Origin of the sequence: Zhongshania aliphaticivorans, from assembly GCF_902705875.1 — a bacterium.
GTDB classification, from domain to species: Bacteria; Pseudomonadota; Gammaproteobacteria; order Pseudomonadales; family Spongiibacteraceae; genus Spongiibacter; species Spongiibacter aliphaticivorans_A.
The window spans coordinates 2,292,665-2,315,189 of record NZ_CACSIK010000001.1 but is presented as its reverse complement, the minus strand read 5'-3'; the positions used below and the strand labels follow the sequence as shown (position 1 = coordinate 2,315,189).

26 protein-coding genes are annotated in these 22,525 nt (G+C 45.6%); 19 read left to right on the top strand and 7 right to left on the bottom strand.

Going from position 1 to position 22,525, the window contains the following annotated elements:
- Positions 1–8 precede the first annotated feature (8 nt).
- The 3 genes from AELLOGFF_RS10580 to cheD are packed head-to-tail and all read left to right on the top strand — an operon-like array spanning position 9 to position 1,489.
- A complete protein-coding gene (locus tag AELLOGFF_RS10580) occupies positions 9–428 on the top strand; it encodes an STAS domain-containing protein (protein WP_159268714.1) in 420 nt (139 codons plus the stop codon).
- Between the two features lie 5 nt (positions 429–433).
- On the top strand, positions 434–868 hold the full coding sequence (locus tag AELLOGFF_RS10575; RefSeq protein WP_159268713.1) for a hypothetical protein: 435 nt from the start codon (positions 434–436) through the stop codon (positions 866–868).
- A 3-nt stretch (positions 869–871) separates the two neighbouring features.
- Complete coding sequence (cheD, locus tag AELLOGFF_RS10570) at positions 872–1,489, top strand: chemoreceptor glutamine deamidase CheD (protein WP_159268712.1); 618 nt, start codon at positions 872–874, stop codon at positions 1,487–1,489.
- Positions 1,490–1,530: 41 nt separating this feature from the next.
- Here cheD and AELLOGFF_RS10565 read toward each other — a convergent pair whose 3' ends face one another.
- Entirely contained in the window at positions 1,531–2,379 is an 849-nt protein-coding gene (locus tag AELLOGFF_RS10565; RefSeq protein WP_159268711.1) for an HDOD domain-containing protein, read from the bottom strand.
- Positions 2,380–2,558: 179 nt separating this feature from the next.
- On the opposite strand from AELLOGFF_RS10565, the gene AELLOGFF_RS10560 reads away from it, so the two are divergent.
- The 6 genes from AELLOGFF_RS10560 to AELLOGFF_RS10535 all read left to right on the top strand — a co-directional run bounded on the left by AELLOGFF_RS10560 (position 2,559) and on the right by AELLOGFF_RS10535 (position 9,406).
- A complete protein-coding gene (locus tag AELLOGFF_RS10560) occupies positions 2,559–2,918 on the top strand; it encodes a response regulator (protein WP_159268710.1) in 360 nt (119 codons plus the stop codon).
- A gap of 14 nt (positions 2,919–2,932) precedes the next feature.
- Positions 2,933–3,400: a hypothetical protein gene (locus tag AELLOGFF_RS10555; RefSeq protein WP_159268709.1), complete on the top strand. Its 468-nt coding sequence runs from the start codon at positions 2,933–2,935 to the stop codon at positions 3,398–3,400.
- A gap of 27 nt (positions 3,401–3,427) precedes the next feature.
- Positions 3,428–3,826, top strand: coding sequence for a YbaN family protein (locus tag AELLOGFF_RS10550; protein WP_159268708.1), 399 nt, complete (start codon positions 3,428–3,430; stop codon positions 3,824–3,826).
- A gap of 55 nt (positions 3,827–3,881) precedes the next feature.
- Positions 3,882–4,718, top strand: a complete 837-nt coding sequence (locus AELLOGFF_RS10545) for a CheR family methyltransferase (protein WP_159268707.1) — start codon at positions 3,882–3,884, stop codon at positions 4,716–4,718.
- Positions 4,719–4,782: 64 nt separating this feature from the next.
- On the top strand, positions 4,783–8,178 hold the full coding sequence (locus tag AELLOGFF_RS18160) for a methyl-accepting chemotaxis protein (protein WP_159268706.1): 3,396 nt from the start codon (positions 4,783–4,785) through the stop codon (positions 8,176–8,178).
- 121 nt (positions 8,179–8,299) lie between these two features.
- Positions 8,300–9,406 (top strand): protein-glutamate methylesterase/protein-glutamine glutaminase, encoded by a 1,107-nt coding sequence (locus AELLOGFF_RS10535; protein ID WP_159268705.1) that lies wholly within the window; start codon positions 8,300–8,302, stop codon positions 9,404–9,406.
- A 19-nt stretch (positions 9,407–9,425) separates the two neighbouring features.
- Here the strand turns inward: AELLOGFF_RS10535 and AELLOGFF_RS10530 are convergent, their stop codons facing one another.
- Positions 9,426–9,707: a late competence development ComFB family protein gene (locus tag AELLOGFF_RS10530; RefSeq protein ID WP_159268704.1), complete on the bottom strand. Its 282-nt coding sequence runs from the start codon at positions 9,705–9,707 to the stop codon at positions 9,426–9,428.
- A 113-nt stretch (positions 9,708–9,820) separates the two neighbouring features.
- Positions 9,821–10,234 carry an alternative ribosome rescue aminoacyl-tRNA hydrolase ArfB gene (arfB, locus tag AELLOGFF_RS10525; protein ID WP_159268703.1) on the bottom strand — a complete coding sequence of 138 codons (414 nt, stop codon included), beginning with the start codon at positions 10,232–10,234 and terminating at the stop codon, positions 9,821–9,823.
- A gap of 167 nt (positions 10,235–10,401) precedes the next feature.
- Here arfB and AELLOGFF_RS10520 point away from each other — a divergent pair, with 167 nt between their 5' ends.
- The 6 genes from AELLOGFF_RS10520 (at position 10,402) to eda (ending at position 16,890) form a co-directional block, all read left to right on the top strand.
- Positions 10,402–11,313, top strand: coding sequence for an alpha/beta hydrolase (locus AELLOGFF_RS10520; protein ID WP_159268702.1), 912 nt, complete (start codon positions 10,402–10,404; stop codon positions 11,311–11,313).
- A 302-nt stretch (positions 11,314–11,615) separates the two neighbouring features.
- Complete coding sequence (locus tag AELLOGFF_RS10515; protein ID WP_159268701.1) at positions 11,616–12,953, top strand: hypothetical protein; 1,338 nt, start codon at positions 11,616–11,618, stop codon at positions 12,951–12,953.
- 156 nt (positions 12,954–13,109) lie between these two features.
- Complete coding sequence (locus tag AELLOGFF_RS10510) at positions 13,110–14,087, top strand: HlyD family secretion protein (RefSeq protein ID WP_159268700.1); 978 nt, start codon at positions 13,110–13,112, stop codon at positions 14,085–14,087.
- Positions 14,080–15,009: an ABC transporter ATP-binding protein gene (locus AELLOGFF_RS10505; RefSeq protein WP_159268699.1), complete on the top strand. Its 930-nt coding sequence runs from the start codon at positions 14,080–14,082 to the stop codon at positions 15,007–15,009. The genes AELLOGFF_RS10510 and AELLOGFF_RS10505 overlap by 8 nt, the downstream gene beginning before the upstream one ends.
- Positions 15,006–16,160, top strand: a complete 1,155-nt coding sequence (locus AELLOGFF_RS10500; protein ID WP_159268698.1) for an ABC transporter permease — start codon at positions 15,006–15,008, stop codon at positions 16,158–16,160. Before AELLOGFF_RS10505 ends, AELLOGFF_RS10500 begins: the two co-directional genes overlap by 4 nt.
- A 112-nt stretch (positions 16,161–16,272) precedes the next feature.
- Positions 16,273–16,890: a bifunctional 4-hydroxy-2-oxoglutarate aldolase/2-dehydro-3-deoxy-phosphogluconate aldolase gene (gene eda, locus AELLOGFF_RS10495; RefSeq protein WP_159268697.1), complete on the top strand. Its 618-nt coding sequence runs from the start codon at positions 16,273–16,275 to the stop codon at positions 16,888–16,890.
- Between the two features lie 52 nt (positions 16,891–16,942).
- Here eda and zwf read toward each other — a convergent pair whose 3' ends face one another.
- Positions 16,943–18,403 carry a glucose-6-phosphate dehydrogenase gene (gene zwf / locus AELLOGFF_RS10490; RefSeq protein WP_159269363.1) on the bottom strand — a complete coding sequence of 487 codons (1,461 nt, stop codon included), beginning with the start codon at positions 18,401–18,403 and terminating at the stop codon, positions 16,943–16,945.
- A gap of 180 nt (positions 18,404–18,583) precedes the next feature.
- Between zwf and AELLOGFF_RS10485 the strand changes: the two genes are divergently transcribed.
- The gene (locus tag AELLOGFF_RS10485) at positions 18,584–19,177 is read left to right on the top strand and encodes a GNAT family N-acetyltransferase (RefSeq protein WP_159268696.1); all 594 of its coding nucleotides are present in this window, start codon (positions 18,584–18,586) and stop codon (positions 19,175–19,177) included.
- Positions 19,178–19,189: 12 nt separating this feature from the next.
- Here AELLOGFF_RS10485 and flgN read toward each other — a convergent pair whose 3' ends face one another.
- The 3 genes from flgN to flgA are packed head-to-tail and all read right to left on the bottom strand — an operon-like array spanning position 19,190 to position 20,636.
- Positions 19,190–19,615: a flagellar export chaperone FlgN gene (gene flgN, locus AELLOGFF_RS10480; RefSeq protein WP_159268695.1), complete on the bottom strand. Its 426-nt coding sequence runs from the start codon at positions 19,613–19,615 to the stop codon at positions 19,190–19,192.
- 5 nt (positions 19,616–19,620) lie between these two features.
- Positions 19,621–19,923 (bottom strand): flagellar biosynthesis anti-sigma factor FlgM, encoded by a 303-nt coding sequence (gene flgM, locus AELLOGFF_RS10475; protein ID WP_159268694.1) that lies wholly within the window; start codon positions 19,921–19,923, stop codon positions 19,621–19,623.
- 59 nt (positions 19,924–19,982) lie between these two features.
- Positions 19,983–20,636, bottom strand: coding sequence for a flagellar basal body P-ring formation chaperone FlgA (gene flgA / locus AELLOGFF_RS10470; protein WP_159268693.1), 654 nt, complete (start codon positions 20,634–20,636; stop codon positions 19,983–19,985).
- A gap of 378 nt (positions 20,637–21,014) precedes the next feature.
- Between flgA and flgB the strand changes: the two genes are divergently transcribed.
- Genes flgB through AELLOGFF_RS10455 form a run of 3 tightly spaced genes read left to right on the top strand, consistent with a single transcriptional unit; the run spans position 21,015 to position 22,509 of the window.
- Positions 21,015–21,428 carry a flagellar basal body rod protein FlgB gene (gene flgB / locus AELLOGFF_RS10465; RefSeq protein WP_159268692.1) on the top strand — a complete coding sequence of 138 codons (414 nt, stop codon included), beginning with the start codon at positions 21,015–21,017 and terminating at the stop codon, positions 21,426–21,428.
- 3 nt (positions 21,429–21,431) lie between these two features.
- Positions 21,432–21,833, top strand: coding sequence for a flagellar basal body rod protein FlgC (gene flgC, locus AELLOGFF_RS10460; protein ID WP_159268691.1), 402 nt, complete (start codon positions 21,432–21,434; stop codon positions 21,831–21,833).
- 10 nt (positions 21,834–21,843) lie between these two features.
- Positions 21,844–22,509: a flagellar hook assembly protein FlgD gene (locus AELLOGFF_RS10455; RefSeq protein ID WP_159268690.1), complete on the top strand. Its 666-nt coding sequence runs from the start codon at positions 21,844–21,846 to the stop codon at positions 22,507–22,509.
- Positions 22,510–22,525 lie beyond the last annotated feature (16 nt).

The window sequence follows — 22,525 nt, the reverse complement described above, 5'->3', positions numbered from 1 at the left end:
GGAGATACATGGCTGACTCTAGCGAATTTGTCATTTTACTGGGTGATGAACCCAGTGAAAAAGTGACTGAAAAGACAGAAGAATTTGTATACTTACTCGATGCTGAAGCAGGCCGCGATAATGCTGACGTAGCGGGTAAGGTCTATGTGCTTCCTGCTGATTCTTCTATCGTGACGGTTATGGCTATTTATCAAGATTTAGCTGAGATAGATTCGACACATGAGGCGTTTACTATTGACGCGTCTAAGGTAGAAAACTGCGATACCGCATCCTTGCAATTATTGTCATCCTATATGCTTCACGCCAAGCAAAAAGCCAAAAAAATTAACTGGCATAAGCCGTCAGATTATTTTTGTGAGCTGGCTGCAAGCCTAGATTTCTCTAAGTATTTGGGCTTAGATGAAGGTGGCAGTGCTTCGCTAGGCTGAACGCTATGAATAAAGTGAATAGTGAGCATAGCGAATCAATAGAGCGGACCTTGATAGATATTCTATCCAAGCAAGTGGCCGCTGTTATTAAGACCTCTTCCGATGAGGTAAACAATATACTGTCATGTTTTACTCACATAGATGACAAGTTACTTAAATTGGATGATGTTGATTTTGCAAAGCGTGAAACAATGCAAAGTGTGAGAAGTGAGATAGACAAAATTACTGTCCATATGCAAAATTTCGATATTTTTCATCAGCGATTAGAGCATATAGAGAATGTGCTCAACATGATGAATGCAGAAATACCTGCGAGTGTGCACCAAGTCTTGGTTGAGCGATTGGATGATAAAGTCAAAAAGATATACTCATCTTCAGAAGAGTTAAATGTTCATCGCGGATTTGATGATAACTCAAGCTCACCTTCTGAGCTTTTTTAAAGTATGGCTAATGGGCAAGCTAGACGCAGATCAAGCATAAATTATCCAGATATAAAACGACACTGGGACGGTGTGCATTCTGTGTATGCTGCCCGAGTTCTGCCTGGACAATATTACGTATCAGGCCGTGAAGATGAGATGATTACAACAGTACTCGGCTCATGTATATCGGCGTGTATCAGGGATAATGTGCTGAATATTGGTGGATTAAACCACTTTATGTTGCCGGAAGGGGATACAGACATGGATGGTATGGCTGCGCGATATGGGGCCTACGCTATGGAACATCTCATTAATGATATTTTAAAAGTCGGCGGACGTAGAGAAAACCTCGAGGTGAAGATATTTGGTGGCGGAAAAATGATGAGGGGGTTAAGCGATGTTGGTGGTAAAAATATCGCTTTTGTTCGTTCCTTTCTGGCTGTTGAAGGCTTGCAGGTTGTGGCTGAAGATGTAGGCTTGGAGTTTTCACGAAAAATCAATTATTTCCCAACTACCGGTCGAGTATTAGTTAAGCGACTGAGATCCCTGCATGCAAATATGGTGATTAATGAAGAGGCTGAATACGAGCGCAAACTCCATGATAAGCCTACGGCCAATGACATTGAATTGTTTGATTAGATGTTTAAGCCGAATAATAGCAATGATAATGATAAGTTGTGCTAGGCAATAAAGACATTAAGTAATTCTTCAACCTCACTCTTAACATCGGTCAGAATCTCTGCAGCCTTCTCTGGGTCAATGTTTAATTGAAGCCAAGCATTGGCATCGATTTCAGGGGCATCTTTTAAAGTATAACTTTGTATCTCTGCTAGAACAGCAAGACTATTTGCGATATGAACCACCATGACCAAGTCTGGGGTAGGTGATATTTTATCTGGTTCGTGGTGAGCATATAAGCATTCTTGTAGGGCGCGGGGTAAATCCCAGCGCATTGCTAGCTCAAGTCCTACATTGGTGTGGTCGTAACCAAGGACTTCTTTTTCGCAGAGGTAGGTGCTTAGGCCATCGAAATCGAGAATTGACTTAGATAAAAATTCCTCGGACTCATCGGCGAGATTGGAAAATATAATCAACTGCCCTATATCGTGTAGCAACCCTGCGGTAAAAGCCGTTCCCGGATCTATTCCACGACATAACTTTGCTATCTTTTTTGAGATAACCGCACAATATAGGCTGTGCTGCCAAAAGTCTTTAATAGTAATAAGGTCGTTAGTTAGTCCGTTAAAGGATTTTGCTACCTCGACGCCTAAAACAATCTCATTAATTTGTCGGTAGCCAAGGCGAGATATAGCCCGAGTAACAGTCGTTACCTCGATACCTGTGTTCATAGATGCGCTATTTGAAATGCGTAGTAATGCCGCAGTGAGCGCAGGGTCGCGTTCAATGATGTTAGCGACTTCTTGCACGGAATTGTCACCCTTACTCAGGGCGGTGTTGAGTGCAATGGCAACATCAGGGAATGAGATGAGTGAAGTGGTGTGACTCACCAAATCGTGTGCGTTGGACATGGATTAATAACTCTTTTTTGAGTTTACCGGTGTTCCATCATGTTAAAGCTAACTCTTATGATAGCTATTCTGATGTTTCTTCCATATAGGCTCAATAAGTATCATCACTAATAGGGTGTTTGGTTTTGCTGTGATGAACTACGCATTATTGAAATTTCAGTCTAACAGGAAGATTAAGTATGAATATTATGGTTGTTGATGACAGCGCCGCTATGCGTAATATGATTATACGCACTTTGCGTCAAGCTGGGTTTGGCGGCAATGATATTACTCAGGCTGAAGATGGTTGTGTTGCGTTTGAATCGATCAAGAATCAAGTTCCTGATCTTGTGCTTGCTGATTGGAATATGCCAAATATGACGGGTATTGAATTGTTGGAAGCAATGAATGAAGAAGGTATAAAAACCAAATTCGGATTTATTACCACTGAGGCCACGTCAGAAATGAGAGCAAAAGCAACGGCAGGTGGTGCAAAATTTTTAATCTCTAAGCCTTTCTCGGTAGAGTCATTCGAAAAAGTATTGGCTGCAATAATGTAAGCGGGAAAACCAAGATGTCCAATAAAATAATTGTTCCCAGTCAGTCAAGCGTTTCTGAGATGCTATCTATGCTCTACGGTGTAGAGGTTGATGTTGACGAAGTTTCCAGTGTAAATTTTTCAGGTGTTTTTATTGCCACCTTCATTAATGACGATGGTGGTACGGTTGCCTTTTGCGCCGCAGATCCATCTTTTGTCGCTTATTCTGGTGCCGCACTATCAATGATGCCTGCTGGTGGCGCTGAGGACATGATTGAAAGCGGAGAATTTAGCAAGACCTCTATTGATAATTTCTATGAGGTTATCAATGTTTGCTCAAGACTGCTCATGTCTGATTCATCTATGCACTTAAAATTAGATAAGGTTTTAAGCCCAGCAGAGGGTGAAGTTGTTGTTAATGATTTCACCGCATCTACAACTGTTGGGTTTAGTTTGAAAATACCTAGGTACGGTGTTGGAAAAATGGCATTTTGTATTAGCTAAATCAGTCAGTCACTAGATGGTGTTGGAATGAAAATATTTACATTGCTAGGTTTTCTTTCAATAGGTGTTGGAGCCTTGGGGGCTGTTTTACCCTTGCTCCCAACAACGCCATTTATGATTTTGGCTGCTATGTGTTTTTCAAAGTCATCTGAGCGTTGGCATAACTGGTTGTTGAACAATAAAATTTTTGGATCATGTATTCAAAAATGGGAAAGCCAGCGCTGTGTAAATTGTAAGACCAAAATTATTTCATTGCTTTCTATGGCTGTTATGGGCGGGGCTTCCGTCGGTTTTGCTAGTCATGGTGTGTACTTTAAGGTGATTGCTGGATTGCTTATGTGTGTTGGTGCCTACAGTGTTATCAGGCTTACCAGCTGTGAATCTGTCGCGGTTCAAGCATCTGATAAAGCGGTTACACAGGGGTGAAGGGGCTAATCCGCTATCTCTCTATTACAGTACTCCTTTTTAAAGGGAGGGCTGAATGAGAACTGAACTGGTCAGTCAAAAGTTTGAGTTCAGCTTTAACGAGTCACATTTCGACAAAATTAGAGAGCTTGTCTTTAGTCACACGGGGATAAGCCTTGGTGATGAGAAAAGACAACTTGCTTACAGCCGATATTCAAAGCGTTTAAGGGCTTTGGGAATCGATGATTTTGACGATTATATTGATATTGTTCGCTCAGGGAATGAGTCAGAAATTCCTTTATTTGTTAGTGCAATTACAACTAATTTCACCAGTTTCTTCAGGGAAAATCACCATTTTGACTTCTTGGTTAATGAAGTTAGGCGCTTATTGCTTACTCAAAATTCAATTCGAATTTGGTCAGCTGGATGCTCAAGTGGCGAAGAACCTTATTCGATCGCTATGGCCTTACTCTCCGGTGTTCCAGGTGTCGAAAGTGCAGATGTAAAAATACTTGCCACCGACCTTGATTCAGAAATATTAGATAGGGCGTTTCGTGGTGTTTATCCAAAGGAAAAAATAGAGGGTGTTGACCAGAATATGGTCAAGTCATGGATTAAACATGGCAGCAATGACAATAAGGGTTACGTAATGGTACATCCCAAGGTTCGCGGGATGGTTAGCTTTAAACAGCTAAATTTATTGGAAAGTTGGCCCATTAAAAACTCATTCGACATTATTTTTTGCCGCAATGTGGTGATTTACTTTTGCAAGGAAGTTCAAAAAACACTGTTCAGTAAATTTGCGAATAACCAAAAGAAAGGCTCCCAATTAATGATTGGGCACTCTGAAAATCTTGCTGGTGTGTGTGATTCATATAGATTAATTGGTAGAACTATCTACGAAAAAATATAGCTTTTTTGGCTTTTGCTTGGGTGCCTGCCGCATTGGTTGCTGCTCCCTGTTGAGGAGATAAGACATGGTTACAAAAACTAAAGTTGGCACGAAACCAACCGCCAGAACAGCGACTAAGGCGGCCGTTAAGGCAACACCTAAAGCTCGCCCTAAAGCTGGCGTTGCCAGAAAAGCGCCCGCCAAACCAAGGACCGCGGCAACACGCGTTTCTGCTAAAGCTGAACTCGACGCTTTACGAAAGGAGCGAGATCAGTGGAAAAGTGCAATATCTCATGCTGTAACTCCACTGATGATTGTCGACGATCAACGTTTAATTACTTACGTTAATGCCGCTGCTATCTCATTAATGCAGGAGCACAGCGCAATCTTTTCTGCCCTAGCCGGAGATATAGATGAAGAAGTCCTGAAAGGTAGCTGTATTGATGCCATTTTTGCACAAGACGCTTTGTATCAGTCTAGTGATATAGGGGGTTTATTAGATTCGCCTAGATCTTTAGATATCACCGTAAACGATGTTGTTTTTAATCTTAGAGTTGCATTGTCCAAAGATGAAGCGGGCAGTAGCAATGGAACAATTATTGAGTGGCGAGAGGTAACGGAACAGCGCATTAACGATGAGCGTGTAGTGCGTCTGCAAACGGCCGTTGACAGGGCGATGACGGCAATTATGATGATTGACCGTGATTTAACCGTAACCTATGTTAATGATGCTACCCGAAAATTATTGGCCGGTTATAGCGAAGAGTTGCGCACCGTTTATCCTGGCTTTGATGTTGAAAATATTGTTGGCACATGTATCGATATTTTTCACAAGAATCCAGCTCACCAGCGAGGCATGCTGAGTGACCCTGCAAACCTTCCCCATTCTGCCGATATTACAGTTGGTTCATTGATTTTTAATATCAATGTGACATCACAAATTGGCGTAGATGGTTCTTATATTGGCAATACCCTTGAGTGGCTTGATGTTACAGAAATTCGTGCAAAAGAAACCGAGGTAGCTAGGCTGCAAACCGCCGTAGGCAGTGCAATGACGGCGATTATGATGGTTGATCGGGATCTGGTGGTCACTTATGTGAATGATGCAACTGCATCATTGCTAGGTAGTCACCGCGATGCTATGGCAGCGGTATACCCCGGATTCGATGTCGACAATATTGTTGGCACATGTATCGATATTTTTCATAAGAACCCAGCACACCAGCGGGGTATGCTCAGCGACCCTTCTAATTTGCCACATTCGGTGGATATCAATGTTGGTAACTTAATATTCAATATAAACGTAACGGCACAAATTGGCGCAGATGGTTCGTATATAGGTAACACCTTAGAGTGGTTGGATGTTACTGAGACCCGTGCTAAAGAAACTGAAGTCGCAAGGTTACAGACTGCGGTTGGCAGCGCCATGACCGCAATTATGATGGTCGACCGTGATCTTGTTGTGACCTATGTTAACGAATCTACGCAAACCTTGCTTGGGCGTCACCGCAATGCGATGGCGGCGGTATATCCCGGATTTGATGTCGACAATATTGTTGGCACGTGCATTGATATTTTCCATAAAAACCCTGCACACCAAAGGGGGATGTTGAGCAATCCAGCTAACCTTCCTCATTCTGTGGATATCAATGTTGGCAGTTTGATATTTAATATCAATGTCACGGCGCAAGTGGACGCGGATGGGGCGTATATTGGTAACACCCTTGAATGGCTTGAAGTCACCGAGCTTCGGGCTAAAGAAATTGAAATAGCGGGTTTGCAGTCTGCGGTAAATGGGGCAGAAGCTAACCTCATGATGTGTGATGCCGATTTAAATATTACCTACGCTAACCCAGCGGTTTTGGATATGTTACGCAAGCGTGAGGACATCTTAAAAGCACGGTTCCCCGGTTTCTCTGTCGATAATTTGGTGGGTCAATCCATAGACCAATTCCATAAACACCCAGCTCATCAGCGTGGTTTATTATCTAATGTTAAAGATTTACCTGCCCGCGCAGAGATAAAAATTGCTGACCTAGAGTTTGAGGTAAACGCGACGGCCATTCTGGGCGCAAATGGCGAATACATGGGCAATATGGTCGAGTGGAAGGATATTACGGAACAAAAAGATGCCGAGCGTCAGATAGCCTCGTTAATTGAATCTGCATCTCAAGGTGAATTGGATCAGCGGCTACCTGCAGAGCGTTATGAAGGATTTATGAGCCGCTTGGGTATTTCTGTGAATGGCTTGATGGATGCCATCGTAAGCGAGCAACGCAATGCTGAAGAGCAGATCAACGAACTATTAGACGGGGCGATTTCGGGTAAGCTAGATAGCCGAATTGATGACGAAGAGACGGTTGGATTTTTACGTCGCTTAGCCACTGGGCTTAACCGTTTAATGGACGCGATCGTGGCGCCCTTGGATGAGAGTTCTCGGGTGATGGCGGCGCTGTCTGAAGGTGATCTTGTTCAAGTCATGAATGGCGAGTACCACGGCCAGTTTGCCGGTATGCAAGATGCGCTTAATCTGTCGGTCACCAATCTTCGCGATATGGTCATTCAGATTAGAGAGGCGTCTACTGGTATCCAAAGTTCAGCTTCTGAAATAGCTCAGGGCAACTTAGACCTCTCTAACAGAACTGAAGCGCAGGCGGCCTCTCTAGAGGAGACGGCATCGAGTGTGGAGGAATTCACCGCAACGGTTAAACAAAACGCCGAGAATGCCTCACAAGCTAATAATCTAGCCTCTAGTGCCAGAAGTCAGGCTGAGAAGGGGGGAGAAGTTGTCGGCAGAGCTGTAGGAGCGATGCGCGAGATTAACTCTTCCTCTAAGCGTATATCTGACATTATTGGTGTTATTGATGAAATTGCTTTCCAGACTAATTTACTCGCCTTGAACGCGGCAGTAGAGGCGGCGCGTGCCGGTGAGCAAGGTCGCGGATTTGCGGTAGTTGCATCAGAAGTTCGCAATCTAGCCCAACGCAGTGCCCAAGCCGCTAAGGAAATAAAAACACTTATAAAAGACAGTGTTGAAAAAGTGGATGAGGGCACCAAGTTAATTGACGAGTCAGGCTCGACCCTTGGTGAAATTGTTAGCAGCGTGAAGAAGGTGTCTGACATTATTGCTGAGATTGCCCTCGCTAGTCAGGAGCAGTCGTCCGGCATTGAGCAGGTCAATAAAGCCATTGCTGAAATGGATAAAGTCACCCAAGAAAATGCAGCCCTTGTTGAACAGGCGGCAGCGGCGAGCCAGTCAATGGATACCCTTTCTCGTGGCTTAAGTGATCAAATGACCTACTTCAAAACCACTGAACAGGATTTTGACATACCTGCGCCTCGGCAGATGAATACAGGAAGCCCAGCGGGCGCTCAACGACATCTCCGCGGTGTTGCTCCCCGGCCTAAGCCTGCTGCTGTAAAACCGCCGGTTAGAAAGATGGCAGGGCGCGATCATAGTGATGATTGGGAGGAATTCTAAGAGCGCTGTTATCGATTTGAGGTAAGTATAGGCCCCCTATCGATAAACTTTAGGCCTAGTTCGAGGTAGGTGGTGAGGTATTGGGGGCCGAACTTTAGTTCGGTCTCGACTTGGGGGTGGTATGTTTAGGGCTACAACGTTAGGGAGCACGGAAAAACGCATTAAAGTCCTAGTGATTGATGACTCGGCACTTATGCGGCATGTTTTGTCGGAAATTCTTAGTTCCGATTCGGGCATAGACGTGATCGGCGTCGCCTCTGACCCCTATGATGCGCGTGAGAAAATAAAGCGCCTAAACCCTGATGTGCTTACCTTAGATGTTGAAATGCCTAAGATGGATGGTCTCCAGTTTCTCAAGAACTTAATGAGATTGCGGCCGATGCCGGTGGTAATGGTGTCGTCATTAACACAAAGAAATGCGGCGGTTACACTAGAAGCATTAGCCCTTGGGGCTGTTGATTTTGTGAGTAAACCTGAAATCGATATTGCCAGTAAGTTAAAAGAATACGCGAGTGAGATTATCGAAAAGGTGAAAGTCGCTCGCTTAGCCACTGTAACCCAGTTAGTCGATGATGGAGCAATACTGGGCAGAAAACACAGCACGTCGATTTTATCGGTGGCGAAGACAAGTAATCTACATTTCAAAACAACAGATCAAATTATCGCTATTGGTGCCTCTACCGGAGGTACTGAAGCAATACGCGAAGTATTGGAACGCTTACCGATTGATACCCCGGGCACTGTCATTGTTCAGCATATTCCCGGCATGTTTAGCGGACCTTTTGCCGAAAGGATGAACAAGTGCAGCGCTATGACGGTTTGTGAGGCGCAAGATGGTCAGCGTGTTTTACATGGTCACGCGTATATTGCGCCTGGTGATTCTCATTTGAGCTTGCGACGCGATGGCGCGAGATACTATTGTGTGTTGAGCGACCACGATCCGGTAAATCGTCACCGGCCCTCTGTCGATGTGTTGTTTAATTCAGTGGCGCAATATGTCGGTAAAAATGCGGTTGGTGTCATTTTAACGGGCATGGGAAAAGATGGTGCTGCGGGCTTAAAAGCGATGCGTGAGGCAGGAGCCAATACCGTTGTGCAGGACGAGGCGTCATCGGTAGTCTGGGGTATGCCCGGCGCTGCTGTCGCGTTGAATGCCGCAGATGAGGTGTTGTCGTTGACGAAAATTCCGAACAAAATAATGGCCCTATATCAAGAGAAGCGGCCGTAAAAGTGGCCTGTTTTTACATTTAGTTATTGCGCACAGTGCCGCGACGATTAGCGTGTAATATCTCATGACCCATATTCATTGCAGTGGTTATTTTTTGTGCAAGTTCACCGCGGTGTTCCGGTGTAAGGTTAATTCTTACATCTATTGTGCTGCGCACATAATGGGGAGGTAGCTGGTTTAGGGTAATACAAAATAAGTCTTGAACATATTCGGTATCGTGCTTGTCAGCAATTCCCTGAGCGTCAAATTCTTCTTCGACTAATATCTCAATAAAGTTAGTAATATCTTCATTTAAAAGCATGGTAAAGCCTTGTTGGAAAGGTTGTTATGCCGTTATTTTGGGATGGATATTGGGGTTCGGCTATACGATAAAACCGAGGGGTGATATTGAGGTTCAGGGTTTTGCCAGGTTCCTTAGTCGTCTACTCTGCCTCTGAGGGCTTTGATTTTTCCGCGTTGAGACTTGCTGTCCATGCGTCGGCGTTGAGAGCCCTTGGTTGGCTTTGTTGGCCGTCTTGGTGGAAGAACTTTACTCGCTTGTAGAATCAGTTCTTGTAGTCGCAGCAAGGCATCGTCGCGGTTTTTCTCTTGGGTGCGAAACTGCTGGGCTTTAATAATAATAACGCCCTCTTTATTTATTCGTTGGTCGCGTCGTTCTAGCAATCTTTGTTTATAAAAGTCGGGGAGCGATGAGGCCTTTATATCAAACCGCAAATGTATTGCAGATGATACTTTGTTAACGTTTTGGCCGCCGGAACCTTGCGCACGGATAGCGCTTAGTTCAATTTCGTCGTCTGGAATGGTAATTGACGGCGATATGGTAACCATACTTGTTGCTCCTCAGTGTTGTGTAGCTTTTGTCTGGTGCATGACCGGCTGACATTGCTAATAATCGTTCGATAAATCAACTTCACAGGTGTTATTGTAACAGACGGATTTTCGTGGGTGGCGATTCATTGAGAACAATAAGGTAGTGATTAATAGGGATATATAAAATGAAACAGAGCATTCGCAGTAGGTTGTTTAATTTGTTGCTTAGGTTAATACGGCGGCCGATTTCGAATATGCGTCAATTGACGGCACTACGCCTACGTTTCGCTAAAATAGATAAGCGCGCTGAGGGTAAGGCAGAGCGTTTATGTCGAATTAAGCAGATAGCACAAACCCATTGCCAGGTGGATGTTCTGCAACCGTTGGACTTTGCAGAAGAAGAGTGTTCGGCCAAGCATGTATTGTTCTTTCATGGTGGCGCGTATTGCTTACGATCTCCCAATAGTCATAGAGAAATGCTGTCAGCGGTCTGCACTAACCTTAGTGCGATAGGTGTCTTGCCGGACTACCGCTTGGCCCCAGAAGATCCGCATCCTGCCGCGATTGATGATTGCTTTGAAAGCTACCAGGCGCTTCTTGATCGCGGCGTATCGGCTGATCGCATCGCCCTGCTGGGAGATTCTGCCGGTGGCGGTTTATTACTGTCAATTTTGGTCAAAATTCGTCTTGCAGGCCTAGCCATGCCGTCGTCCGCTAGCTTGCTGTCGCCGGCTGGTGATTGGACGCTTTCAGTCCCTTCGCTTTATGAGAATGAAGGTCGAGACCCCATGTTTCGACTCAGCTCATTTCTATTTTTCCGTAGTCTGTATCTGGCGGGCTATGATGCAAATGACCCTGTGGTTTCCCCATTGTTAGCCTCTTTTGATGGCTATCCGCCAATGTATTTCTCCGCGAGTAGTACAGAATTACTCCGCGATGTAGCCGTGTTAGGTGCACAGAAGGCCCGCGAAGCGGGTGTGCCTGTCGAGATAGATTTATGGCCTGGGCATTGCCATGACATACAGTTAATGGCAATGCTGCCAGACAGTAAGATTGCGCGTAATAAACTTTGTGAGTTTATTGCCAAACATTGGTAAGGTTTCTGTGCCAGATTAAGGCCACTATTTCACTTGGTGTATTGAGTTGGTGCTTCATGCTCTTTAATGAAAAGTTACGTGCGACGGGGGCTGTAGGGTTGTTTGAGGATTCATGCTAATACTCTACGTAACATGAGGTGTGATTGTGTTGTTTTCCTTCAACTTGGTGAATTTTTAAAGTGTGAACTAGAGCACATTTTTGGGTAGGTATAAACCCTTACTATCGCAGCACAGAACAAGCGTCAGTCATTTATACTGTGCAGGACGCAACACGATAAAAATTTAATATGAGCGCGCGAATCATGAAAAAAACTCAGTTATTCAAGAAAACATTAATGGCAGGTTTAATCGGTACAGCTAGCGCAGTGCAAGCTGGTCCATTGGCTGTTGTCATTACGCCAATCTCTGATGCTACCGCTGGTACACCTATAGATGCATTGGTAATCCAGCTGGTTGAGATCGATAACCAGCTTGGTGCTTTATCCGATGGTGGCTTGCCAGGCTTAGACTCGCTACCAGGTTTGGATGCATTACCCGGCCTTGACGCCTTACCAATTCCGAGCGGCGACGACAGTGGCGATGCAGGATTACCTGGTTTAGATGCTTTGCCAATCCCAGGGCTTGATGCTTTAGCGGGTGGCGGCCTTCCAGGTTTAGATGCGTTGCCAATTCCAGGGTTGGATGCGTTGCCGATTCCAGGTGCTGATGGTGGTGGCTCTGATGGCGGTGTACCCGGATTAGATGCCTTGCCTTTTGATCTTGCTGCCGGTACAGAAAAATTATTGCAACTGACATCAACGCTAGACATTGCACTTAATGATGTTGCGGGTATTGATGGTATTACCGACAATGTGACTGACCTTATCGACTCATTGCCGACGGGTGATGTAGAGCTGCTTCAAACCGACTTTTATGAAATCGGCGTGCAAACTAGAGCAACCGTAGATCACTTAACGTCAAATCTTATGGAATTAGGTGGTGGCGATGCGATTCCTGGTCTAGATGCCTTGCCTGGTTTAGATATTCTTACTGGATTAGGTTTACCTATTCCTGGTTTGGATGGCGGCGGTGCTGAAATGCCTGGTTTAGATTCACTACCCATTCCAGGGCTTGATGCGCTTCCTTTAGACTCATTAGCTGTTGCCGGTGATGCAGATGCGGCTGCCGTACCTGGTTTAGATGCATTACCTATTCCAGGGCTTGATAGTCTGGCAGATGGTGGTGTGCCAAGTTTAGACGCGTTGCCAATTCCAGGCTTGGATGCTTTGCCTATTCCTGGTTTAGGCGGTGATTCAGGCGGAGTTCCGGGTTTGGATGCGCTACCATTTGACCTGGCTGCTGGTACTGAGAAGCTACTGCAACTTACCTTCACTTTAGATACTACACTAAATGATGTTGCTGGCTTCGATGGTGTTACTGACATGTTGACTGATGTTGTTGACGCATTGCCAGGTGCAGATCCAGCAGTGATTCAAGCTAATATCTTTTTGGTTGGTGATCAGCTTCAACTAACGGTAGATCACTTGACCACTAACTTGATGGCGTTAGGTGGCGGTGCTGATATCCCAGGTTTGGACTCACTACCTGGTTTAGATTCACTACCTATTCCTGGCTTAGATGCACTACCTCTACCGATCTAAGCCTGAACGTGGGGGTATCTTAGCCCACGTAATAGCTTAGTCATTAAAAAGGCCAGACCGGTAACGGTCTGGCCTTTTTGATTTTAGCTATCATCACATAGTTTAATACTTATAGCCTTCAGAGCGGTGCTAAGGTGAATAGAGTATAGGTAGCTTATGAAACGTGGATTGGCTTTTTTAAAGTATCTCGCTGTATGTATTGCAGTCATTACCCTGTTTGCTTGCGAACACTCATCACCAGAGAACCAATTTAGTGGCTATATTGAGGCTGAATATGTATACGTTAGCGCCTTGGAATCAGGTTGGATTACCACGAACGCGGTACGTGAGGGAGATATGGTTGAAGAGGGTCAAGTCTTATTGACACTTGATGAAACTCGCCAATTTATTGAATTAAAAGCAGCTAAAGAGCAAGTCGAAAAAGCGCAGGCACAATATCAAGACTTGGTAACCGGCGCGCGTCCTGATGAGATTAATCGCCTGAATGCTCAGCGCAAAGAAGCGATTGCTGCAAGGGCGCTGGCAGGGGTAGAGCGGCGTCGATTAGCAGCATTGCGAACCAAAGGAGCGACAGCTCAGTCTAGTGTTGATCAGGCCATCGCAGAGTTTAATGCCGCAGATGCGCGGGTTGATAGTATTGATGCAGAGATTCGCTTAGCCAAGTCAGCTTCCCGTGAAAATACAATAGTCGCCGCAAAAGCGGCTTTAAATATTACTAAAACAGCGGTTGATAGCGCGCAATGGCGTTTAGATCAGCGGACTGTTTACGCAAGACGCGCAGGTAGAGTAGAGCAAGTTTACTTTCGACAAGGTGAGCAAGTCGCAGCCGGAGCGCCAATACTGGCACTGCTCCCCGACGATGCCTTAAAAGTAAGATTTTTTGTGCCGCAATCTAAGTTAGCCAATTTTCCCATTGGTATGACAGTATCTGTAAAACAAGATGGCGTGACTGAGCCTGTAACAGCGCAGGTAGCCTATATCGCTAACGGCCCAGAATACACGCCCCCCGTTATTTACAGCGTGGCCTCGCGACAAAAACTGGTATTTTTAATTGAAGCGGCTTTAAAGCCTGGCAGTGCTTTACGGCCAGGGCAGCCAGTTGATGTGCTGTTAACGGGCATGAGCAATGACTGAGCTTGTCATTGATGTTCAGGGCTTGAGTAAGCATTTTGGCAACAAAGTAGCCGTTAATGATGTGAGCTTAAAATTGCCTAAAGGGCAGGTTTGGGGCTTTCTAGGGCCAAATGGATCCGGCAAAACTACGACAATAAGAATGCTGTGTGGGTTGCTAAAGGCAAGTTCGGGGGAAGGGCGTTGTCTTGGCTATGACCTCCGTCGAGATGCCGAGTTAATTCGACGTCACACTGGGTATATGACCCAGAAGTTTTCATTTTGGAATGAACTAACGGTGAGGGAAAACCTAGAGTTTGTCGCCCGTATTTACGAGTTAAAACATCGCCGCCGCTGTGTAAATAACACCTTAGAAGTTCTAGGTTTAGAGCACCGTCAGCATCAATTAACAGAGGCTTTATCTGGGGGCTGGAAGCAACGCTTGGCATTGGCTGCGGTTACCATGCATGAACCCGAATTGTTATTACTTGATGAGCCTACTGCAGGTGTTGACCCTCAGGCGCGTAGAGATTTCTGGGACCAGATACATAGGCTGTCAAATCAAGGTATGACCGTGCTGGTGTCCACTCATTATATGGATGAAGCGGAGCGCTGTGACCATATCGCTTATCTCGCACATGGCAACTTGATCACAGAGGGTACGGTTCCGGATATTGTTGATCAATCAGGCTTAATTAGTTTTCGCGCAGAAGGACCACAGGTTCGGAGCTTGGAACCATTGCTGGCTAGCCGAGAAGGAGTTGAATACGCTGCTTATTTTGGGGCAGGTCTACACATCAGTGGCCATGACCGAGTTTTATTAGAACAGGCTATGCAGTCTGTTGCCGATAAAGGTTATCACTGGCAGGAAATTCGCCCTAGTTTAGAAGATGTGTTTATTGCTTTGATGAGTGAGTCTGGAGCGGATCAGCGGAGTCACGTATGAGTCGCCAGCACGTTCGTAAGCGGGGATTAAATTTTACGCGAATCAATGCGGTGTTTGTTAAAGAGCTAATTCAAATGCGCAGAGACAGATTAACCTTTGCGGTGATGTTAGCTATCCCTATTTTAGAGTTGGTATTGTTTGGTTACGCCATCAACACCGACCCAAAACATTTACCAACGGCGGTACATATAGAGGAATACACCCCGCAAGTTCGGAGTATTGTTACCGGTTTAGTGCATTCTGAATATTTTGATATAAATACAGAAATTGCAGATTCACGTAGTGCCGAGCATTTGCTTGCCAGCGGTGACGCGGTATTTGTTATTGAAATTCCTAGCGGATTTACCAAGCGTTTAATCAGAGGGGAGCGGCCCTCGTTATTGGTGGCGGCGGATGCCACTGATCCGGTGGCAGCCTCGAACGCTATAGGCAGAATTAATACCATTGTCAGCCAAGCTTTGAGTAAAGATTTAACAGGTGCTTTATCGCATTTACAGGGCGATGCCGGTCCCGTGGAGGTGGTAGTTCATCCACGTTATAACCCTGAAGGTATCACTCAATACAATATTGTTCCTGGCCTGCTTGGCGTCATATTAACAATGACCTTAGTGATGATTACGGGGGTCGCCATGACGCGGGAAACCGAGCGCGGCACAATGGAAAATCTATTGGCTATGCCAGGCACTCCCTTAGAGGTGATGATCGGTAAAATCCTACCCTTTCTGGGTGTCGGGGCCGTACAGACAGTGATTGTTTTATGTGTTGCGCACTGGATGTTCTCCGTACCTTTCGTTGGCAGCATTGGCTTATTGTTGATCAGCGTTGCCCTTTTTATTATTGCTAATTTGGCGCTGGGATTTACCTTTTCGACGATTGCTAAAACACAAATTCAAGCCATGCAATTGACGGTGTTTTTCTTTTTGCCCTCAATGTTGTTGTCTGGTTTTATGTTCCCGTTTCGAGGAATGCCTTTGTGGGCACAAATCATTGGCGAGGGTTTGCCCTTAACCCACTTCCTTAGAGTTGTACGTGGGATTATGTTGAAGGGTGCTGGTTTTAATGACTTACGAGGCGAGTTAGTCGCGATTGTTGTTTTTATGGTGGTCGTCGTTTTAATCGCAATGCTTCGTTATAAGCGAACTTTAGATTGATCCTTCTCTGAGGTTGCTATTGCTGCCCCTCAATCTGTAGAGTGGTGCAAGACAATGTGGCAGTCATTTAAATTAATGCCTGCGAGCTATAAATAGCCCTGGGAGGATTTTGATGAGCGATGCGCTGAGAGTTTTACAAGGCGCAGCACCGGTGATGGCCGTTGCTAACTTTAGTTCAATGGGTCATGCACAAGCTTGTGCTGAGTTGTTTGCCGAGGCCAAAATACCCGCGATACAAATAACACTTAGCGATCGTCAAGCTTGGCAGATGGTAAAACTGTGTAAAGACATGATGCCCTTTGCCAAGGTCGGCGTTGGGTCAGTGCTAAGTCGCAGGCAGATGTTGCGGGTAGCAGATGAAGCTGATTTCGCCGTTAGCCCGGGTTTTTCTCAAGAGTTGTCGATACTCGCTAGAAAGACCTTAACGCCCTATATTCCCGGCGTAGCCACTGCCAGCGAGATAATGGCTGCGATGAATGAAGAGCATCGTGTACTTAGTTGTTTCCCTGCTGCAAATGTGGGGGGCGCTAGCTTATTAGAGTCACTTTCTGCTGCGTTTCCCGATGTCACTTTTTATCCTGCAGGTGGTATATCCGCCACTGATTACCTCGATTATTTGGTGCTTGAAAAAGTGGCCTGTGTAGGGGGGAGTTGGATGGTCCCTAGTGAGCAGGCAATTACGAGTAACCGTGATGATATTTTAGCTATGCTCAGGCAGATATATGGCTAAACCTCTGCCAAGTTTAAATGGCCACCATGACACAGCGTCTTTGTAATAGGGGTTATTCGTGCCAGCTCCTCCCACTTTTTTCGGGTAAAGCGAGAGACGCATTGGGCCCCATAGAGCCAGCCGAATAAGGCTTGGCTTTAGTGCCCGCATTTTGCCAAGCGTCAATAATACTATCCACCCATGCCCAACAGGCTTCAACTTCATCACGGCGCATAAAGAGGGTCTGATCGCCCTCTAATACATCCAGCAACAGCCGTTCATAAGCTTCATGTGCTTGCAGCTCGTCGTGTATGTCGGCGTCTAGGTTGAGCTCAACCTGTTCAAGTTTCAATTGTCGGCCCAGCCCCGGTTTTTTATTCACTTTATATAGGGTGATATTTTCTTCAGGCTGTAAGCGAATCACCAATTTATTTGGCAGGTCATTGGGGTCGCCTTCAAATAAGCTGAAAGGGTGCTTTTTTAACTCAACAATAATCTCAGAATAGCGTCGCGTTAAACGCTTGCCCGTGCGCAGGTAAAATGGCGTGCCTTCCCAGCGCCAATTGTGTACATCGGCTTGCAGCGCGACAAAGGTTTCTGTGTTGCTGCTGTCTTCAAATCCGGCTTCATCCAAGAAGGCGGACACCGCCGTTGTTTTTACCACGCCGGCTGTATATTGCCCACGTACGGTTTTGGCTTTGACATTGTCAACGGTGATTGGACGAAGCGCCTGCAATACTTTGACTTTTTCATCGCGAATCGTGTCTGCGCGAAGGTTGGCGGGAGGCTCCATGGCGACTAAACACAGCAGTTGCAAAATATGGTTTTGTACCATGTCCCGCAATGCACCGGTTTTCGCATAAAAATTACCGCGGCCTTCTACCCCAATATCTTCTGCTACTGTGATTTGAATGTTGTCTATATATTGACTATTCCACAAAGGGCCAAAAAGCGCATTGCCGAATCGCAAAACTAATAAGTTCTGTACGGTCTCTTTGCCAAGGTAATGATCGATACGGAAAATATTACTCTCGGGGAATACCTGTAATACCTCGTGGTTTATTTCAGTACAGCTAGCTAAGTCATGCCCTAAGGGTTTTTCTAGTACAACACTGGAGCGGGGATCTACTACGCCGATACTGTGTAAATTGCGGCATATGCTGGTATACAGTGTTGATAAGGTAGCAAGGTAAAATACCGTGCGGCTATTAGGGTATTGATGTATGGCGTCGGCTAATACGTGATAGTCCTTCAAGGTATTAACGTCCAAGCTGATATAGCGTAATTTTGCGGCGAAGGCTTGCCAGTGCTGTTCGCTCCAGAAGTGCTTAGGTAAAAACTCCTGCATCTTAGTTTTCACTTGCGAGCGGTAGTTGTCGTTGCTATTGGCACTGCGACCTAAGGCAATAATCGTGGTGACATCATCAAGTAGGCCTTCGCGTTGGAGTTTGTAAAGTGCGGGTTGGAGTTTGCGTAGCGCTAGATCGCCGGTGCCACCAAAAATAACCAGTTGGGATGCAGAGGAGTTATTCATCACGATGTGCTTCCGTTTTAACAGGGTTAATCGTAGTACTGAGAGTTTGTTGCAAGCGGAAAATGACTGTCATTTTATTTCAGCATAGAATGTTTTTAGGTTTATTAACACTATCAATAAGCGTTTTTGGCCCTCAAACTAGACATACCATCTACAGGGCTTGGACCCTAAAGAGACGCTATGATGATACGAAAAGCTGTAAGCAGTGATAAGGAACAGGCTTGTGGTCTAGTTTATTCTTCTGGACCTGCCGCGTTTGAGCATATTTTTAATCGTCGTCACGGACCAAGCGTGATTGATTTTTTGAGTGCAGAATTCGCTAAGACAAAAACGATGTTTAGTCACCGTCATCATTATGTGTATGAACTTGATGGTGAAGTTGTTGGCACAATTGGGTGTTTTGATGCCGCGAGCCACGGCGGAACCTTCTTGGCTAACGCCAAGGCCGTTTTTAGCAATTATGGTTTGCGCGGTATTTTGAAGGGGCTATTATTTGAGTTGCGTTTAATGAAAGCGCCTCGGAAGCATTGTTTATATCTTTGTCATGTTGCTGTCGATCCAGCTTATCAAGGGAAGGGTATAGCGGCTAAGATGATTAATTTCATGAGAGCCAAGGCAGAGGAGAAGGGAGCGACTTACCTTAGCTTGGACGTTGCTGAACAAAACACCAACGCACTTCGTTTGTATCAGCAAATGGGGTTTAAGCTTGTTAATAGAAATAAAAGCTACAGTGCGAAATTAGATAATCATTTATATATGGAGTTAAGCCTTTAACGCAAACTAGCGTTAGGCTTTACCTAGTGCCTGTCCAGCGCTGACAGTGCGAGTGGCGCCACTGGCACTATACAGCGGGGTTTCTGTTCGCGCATTACTGAGAATATCCAAGGCACGTTGTTTATAGCGTGACTGTACCGCAATGTCGGCCCCAGCTTGATTGTTCAAAATTTGGCAGCGAGCCAATATGGCTAGGGTGCTTTGCCAATCAGTGTCCTGATTTTGTAAGTCGAGATTAGCGGGTACTTGTATTAACTGTTTGCGGCGGACCGCTAATTGATCCAGGGTTTGTACCAAGTCCATTTTTTGAGTCGCCAAAGTTTCAATTTTCTCAACTGAAGTTGGCTCTTTTAGGTGACCTGCCTCTTCAATTAACACTGCTTCTAGTGCATTGGCGTGTTTATGAATTAATTGAAGTACATCGCTGAGTTCAGTCATAGTGATTAAGCGCCTGTCAGTGTTTCCATGTTAACCATTGCTTCTGCTACTTTAGACGCATCGATATTAAACTCACCGTTGCGGATAGCGGTTTTAATGGCGTCAACTTTCTGGCGGTCTACACCGTCGCTATTGTTTACTTGCACGCGGGTACGCTCCATGAGTGGGGTTTCCGTGATTGATGACGGGTTGCCACTGCTTGCTGATATGGAATCAGTGCTTACGCTGTCCGATTTTTCGCCATTGCCTCTTCCACCCTCGATTTTGCGGAGCTGGCTTAGCGATGAGCCATCTATTCGGTCAACCATGTCAGAATCCTCTTTTAATTTAGCCTATGCACGTAATATCGGCAGCACAGCAGTAAACTTTAGTTAAGTAGTACAATATTTTCAGATTTCACCACGCCCTCTAGTTGTTTACCAGAGTTTAGATTTTTGACCAGTATTCGCGAACCCAAAGAGCCACTTTGCATCGCAACACCCATCATACTGACGCTGACTGGGCCGGTACTACTATTGAGCTGCACACGTTGGCCCTTGCTAACGATGTCGCTTGCTCGAACCATATTGGGTGTTAATACCGCGCCCTGTGAAATGCTACGTCGGCTGCGGTAACCACCGTGTTCTCCTAAAGACTGCAGATAGCCATACCCAAGTGCTGATATATCACGTTGCGACCAGCTAATATCGCGGGCGGTAATGTCAGTGTTCGGTGGAATAGGATGACGAGCAACCATGACCTTGGCGAAGGCCTCAACTGTTACGGGTAAGTAAATTTTCCATGGTTTACTTCCTTTGCAGCGCACACCCACCGTAGTACGACGTTTGATTCTTGCTCCCGTCGATAAGAATGCCTCTAGTTTGGTAGAGCATTTAGCAAGCTTGGTCCTAGGGTCTAATTCTTGAACATTAATAGTATGTTGCATGTGCTGCCAAGGGTGACGGGCGGCAATATAAGCACGCGCTGTGCTGGCTATCCGCGCATGACTTTCAGTGGCCCCCGCAGTTAGTGGGGGGCTCATGGCCACGAGGAATCCAATAACTAAAGTGGCTGCAATATATTGTTGATGTTTTGTCATAGCAATAATAGACGTCAAAGTTTTGTCGTTTGCGTGTGTGTTGCAATGCCTATGCCAGCGTTATGTTGAAACGGGCTTAAAAAGTAAGGGTTTATACGGAGGATGGGGGCTGCCGGAATTTTGCCATTGTTGGAAAAATGGCGCCGTATTTTTGGCGTGAACTACATAATAATAATATAACTATTTGAATAATAAAGATTATTTTTTATGGCACGAGCCTTGCCTTAGGTGTTAGTAGACGGCGAGTATTGCCGATATGAGTCACCGTTACACTATATAGCGGCAGTGACCATAAAAACTTTAGAAAGAATGGGTTAAAAAATGTCTATTAATTTTGACAAGGCACTGGGGATACATGAACAGGCGCTGAAGGTACGGCAGCAGCGACATGATGTGCTGGCGACGAATATAGCAAATGCGGATACCCCTGGATACAAAGCGCAAGACATAGATTTTAAAGCTGTGTTATCTCAGTCGGCAGCGAGTAGTCAATCTCAGTTGGCACTGAAGACCACCAACAGCGGCCATATGCAAGTGGGGCAGGCAAATGCGGATGGTTTGCCGATAGATTTAAAGTATCGCGTTCCCACCCAGCCATCCGTAGATGGTAACACCGTCGATACGCATTTAGAGCAAGCTGAATTTGCTGATAACTCTGTGCGTTACCAGGCGACTTTACAATTTCTAGGTAGCCGTTTTAGTGGCATGAAATCTGTTCTTCAAGGGGGTAATTAATTCATGGCGAATTCATTGAACGTTGCCGCATCAGCGATGAATGCACAAATGCTAAGGCTAAACACAGTTGCCAGTAATATGGCTAACGCAGATACCGTGGCGGGCTCTGAGGCCGAGGCCTATCGATCTCGACAGCCTGTCTTTTCAACCGTATTGGATCAGCAGCGAGATGTCGTTGGCGTGGCCGTTACCGGTGTTGTAGAAAGTGATGCACCTGTTACCAAGCGTTATGAGCCCGGCCACCCGCAGGCCGATGGTGACGGTTATATTTATAGCTCTAACGTAAACACGATGGAAGAAATGGCTAACATGATGTCTGCCTCTCGTTCTTATCAAAATAATGCGGAAGTTTTCTCCACTACTAAAACTCTTATGCTGCGAGCCCTGCAGCTTGGTCAGCAATAGGATATAAGCAATGGAAATTCGCACTTATGAAGAGTTGCAATTACAGACAGCAGCAAGTACCGCTAAAAAAGATGCCTCTTCGCTAGATCAAGATGACTTCATGACGCTAATGCTCCAGCAGCTCAAGAGTCAAGACCCGTTAAATCCTACTGATAATACCGAGTTTATTAGTCAAATGGCCCAGCTAACGTCAGTTAGTGGCATTAGTGAAATGAATGAAAATTTGGCGGGCTTAGCGGATTCTTTGTATTCCGCTCAGTTACTTGATGCGTCATCACTCATTGGAAAAGATGTTTTGTTAGAAACCGATGTGGCCGCGCTACCTTCTGATGGCAAGGTGCAAGGGCAGGTGAATTTACCAACGAGTACCGCTGCTTTAGACATTGAAATTCTCGCCCCCACAGGTGAAGTCATCGGCAAGGTGCCACTCGGTCCACAAAACGCGGGCACGGTTGCTTTTGAGTGGGATGGGGTGGGCGTGAATGGTGAGCAGATGCCGCCAGGAACTTACCAAATTAGGGCAAATTATTTAAATGGCAACACGGTTGAAGCCATTACCACTGAAGTTCGCAGCGAAGTATTAAGTGTCAGTGTACCCGCCGGCGGTGGTTCGCCTTTGGTACAAGTACAAGGACTAGGCACCGTCAGTATGGCGAACATTATCGAAATTAGCTAAATGGTAAGACCACTAT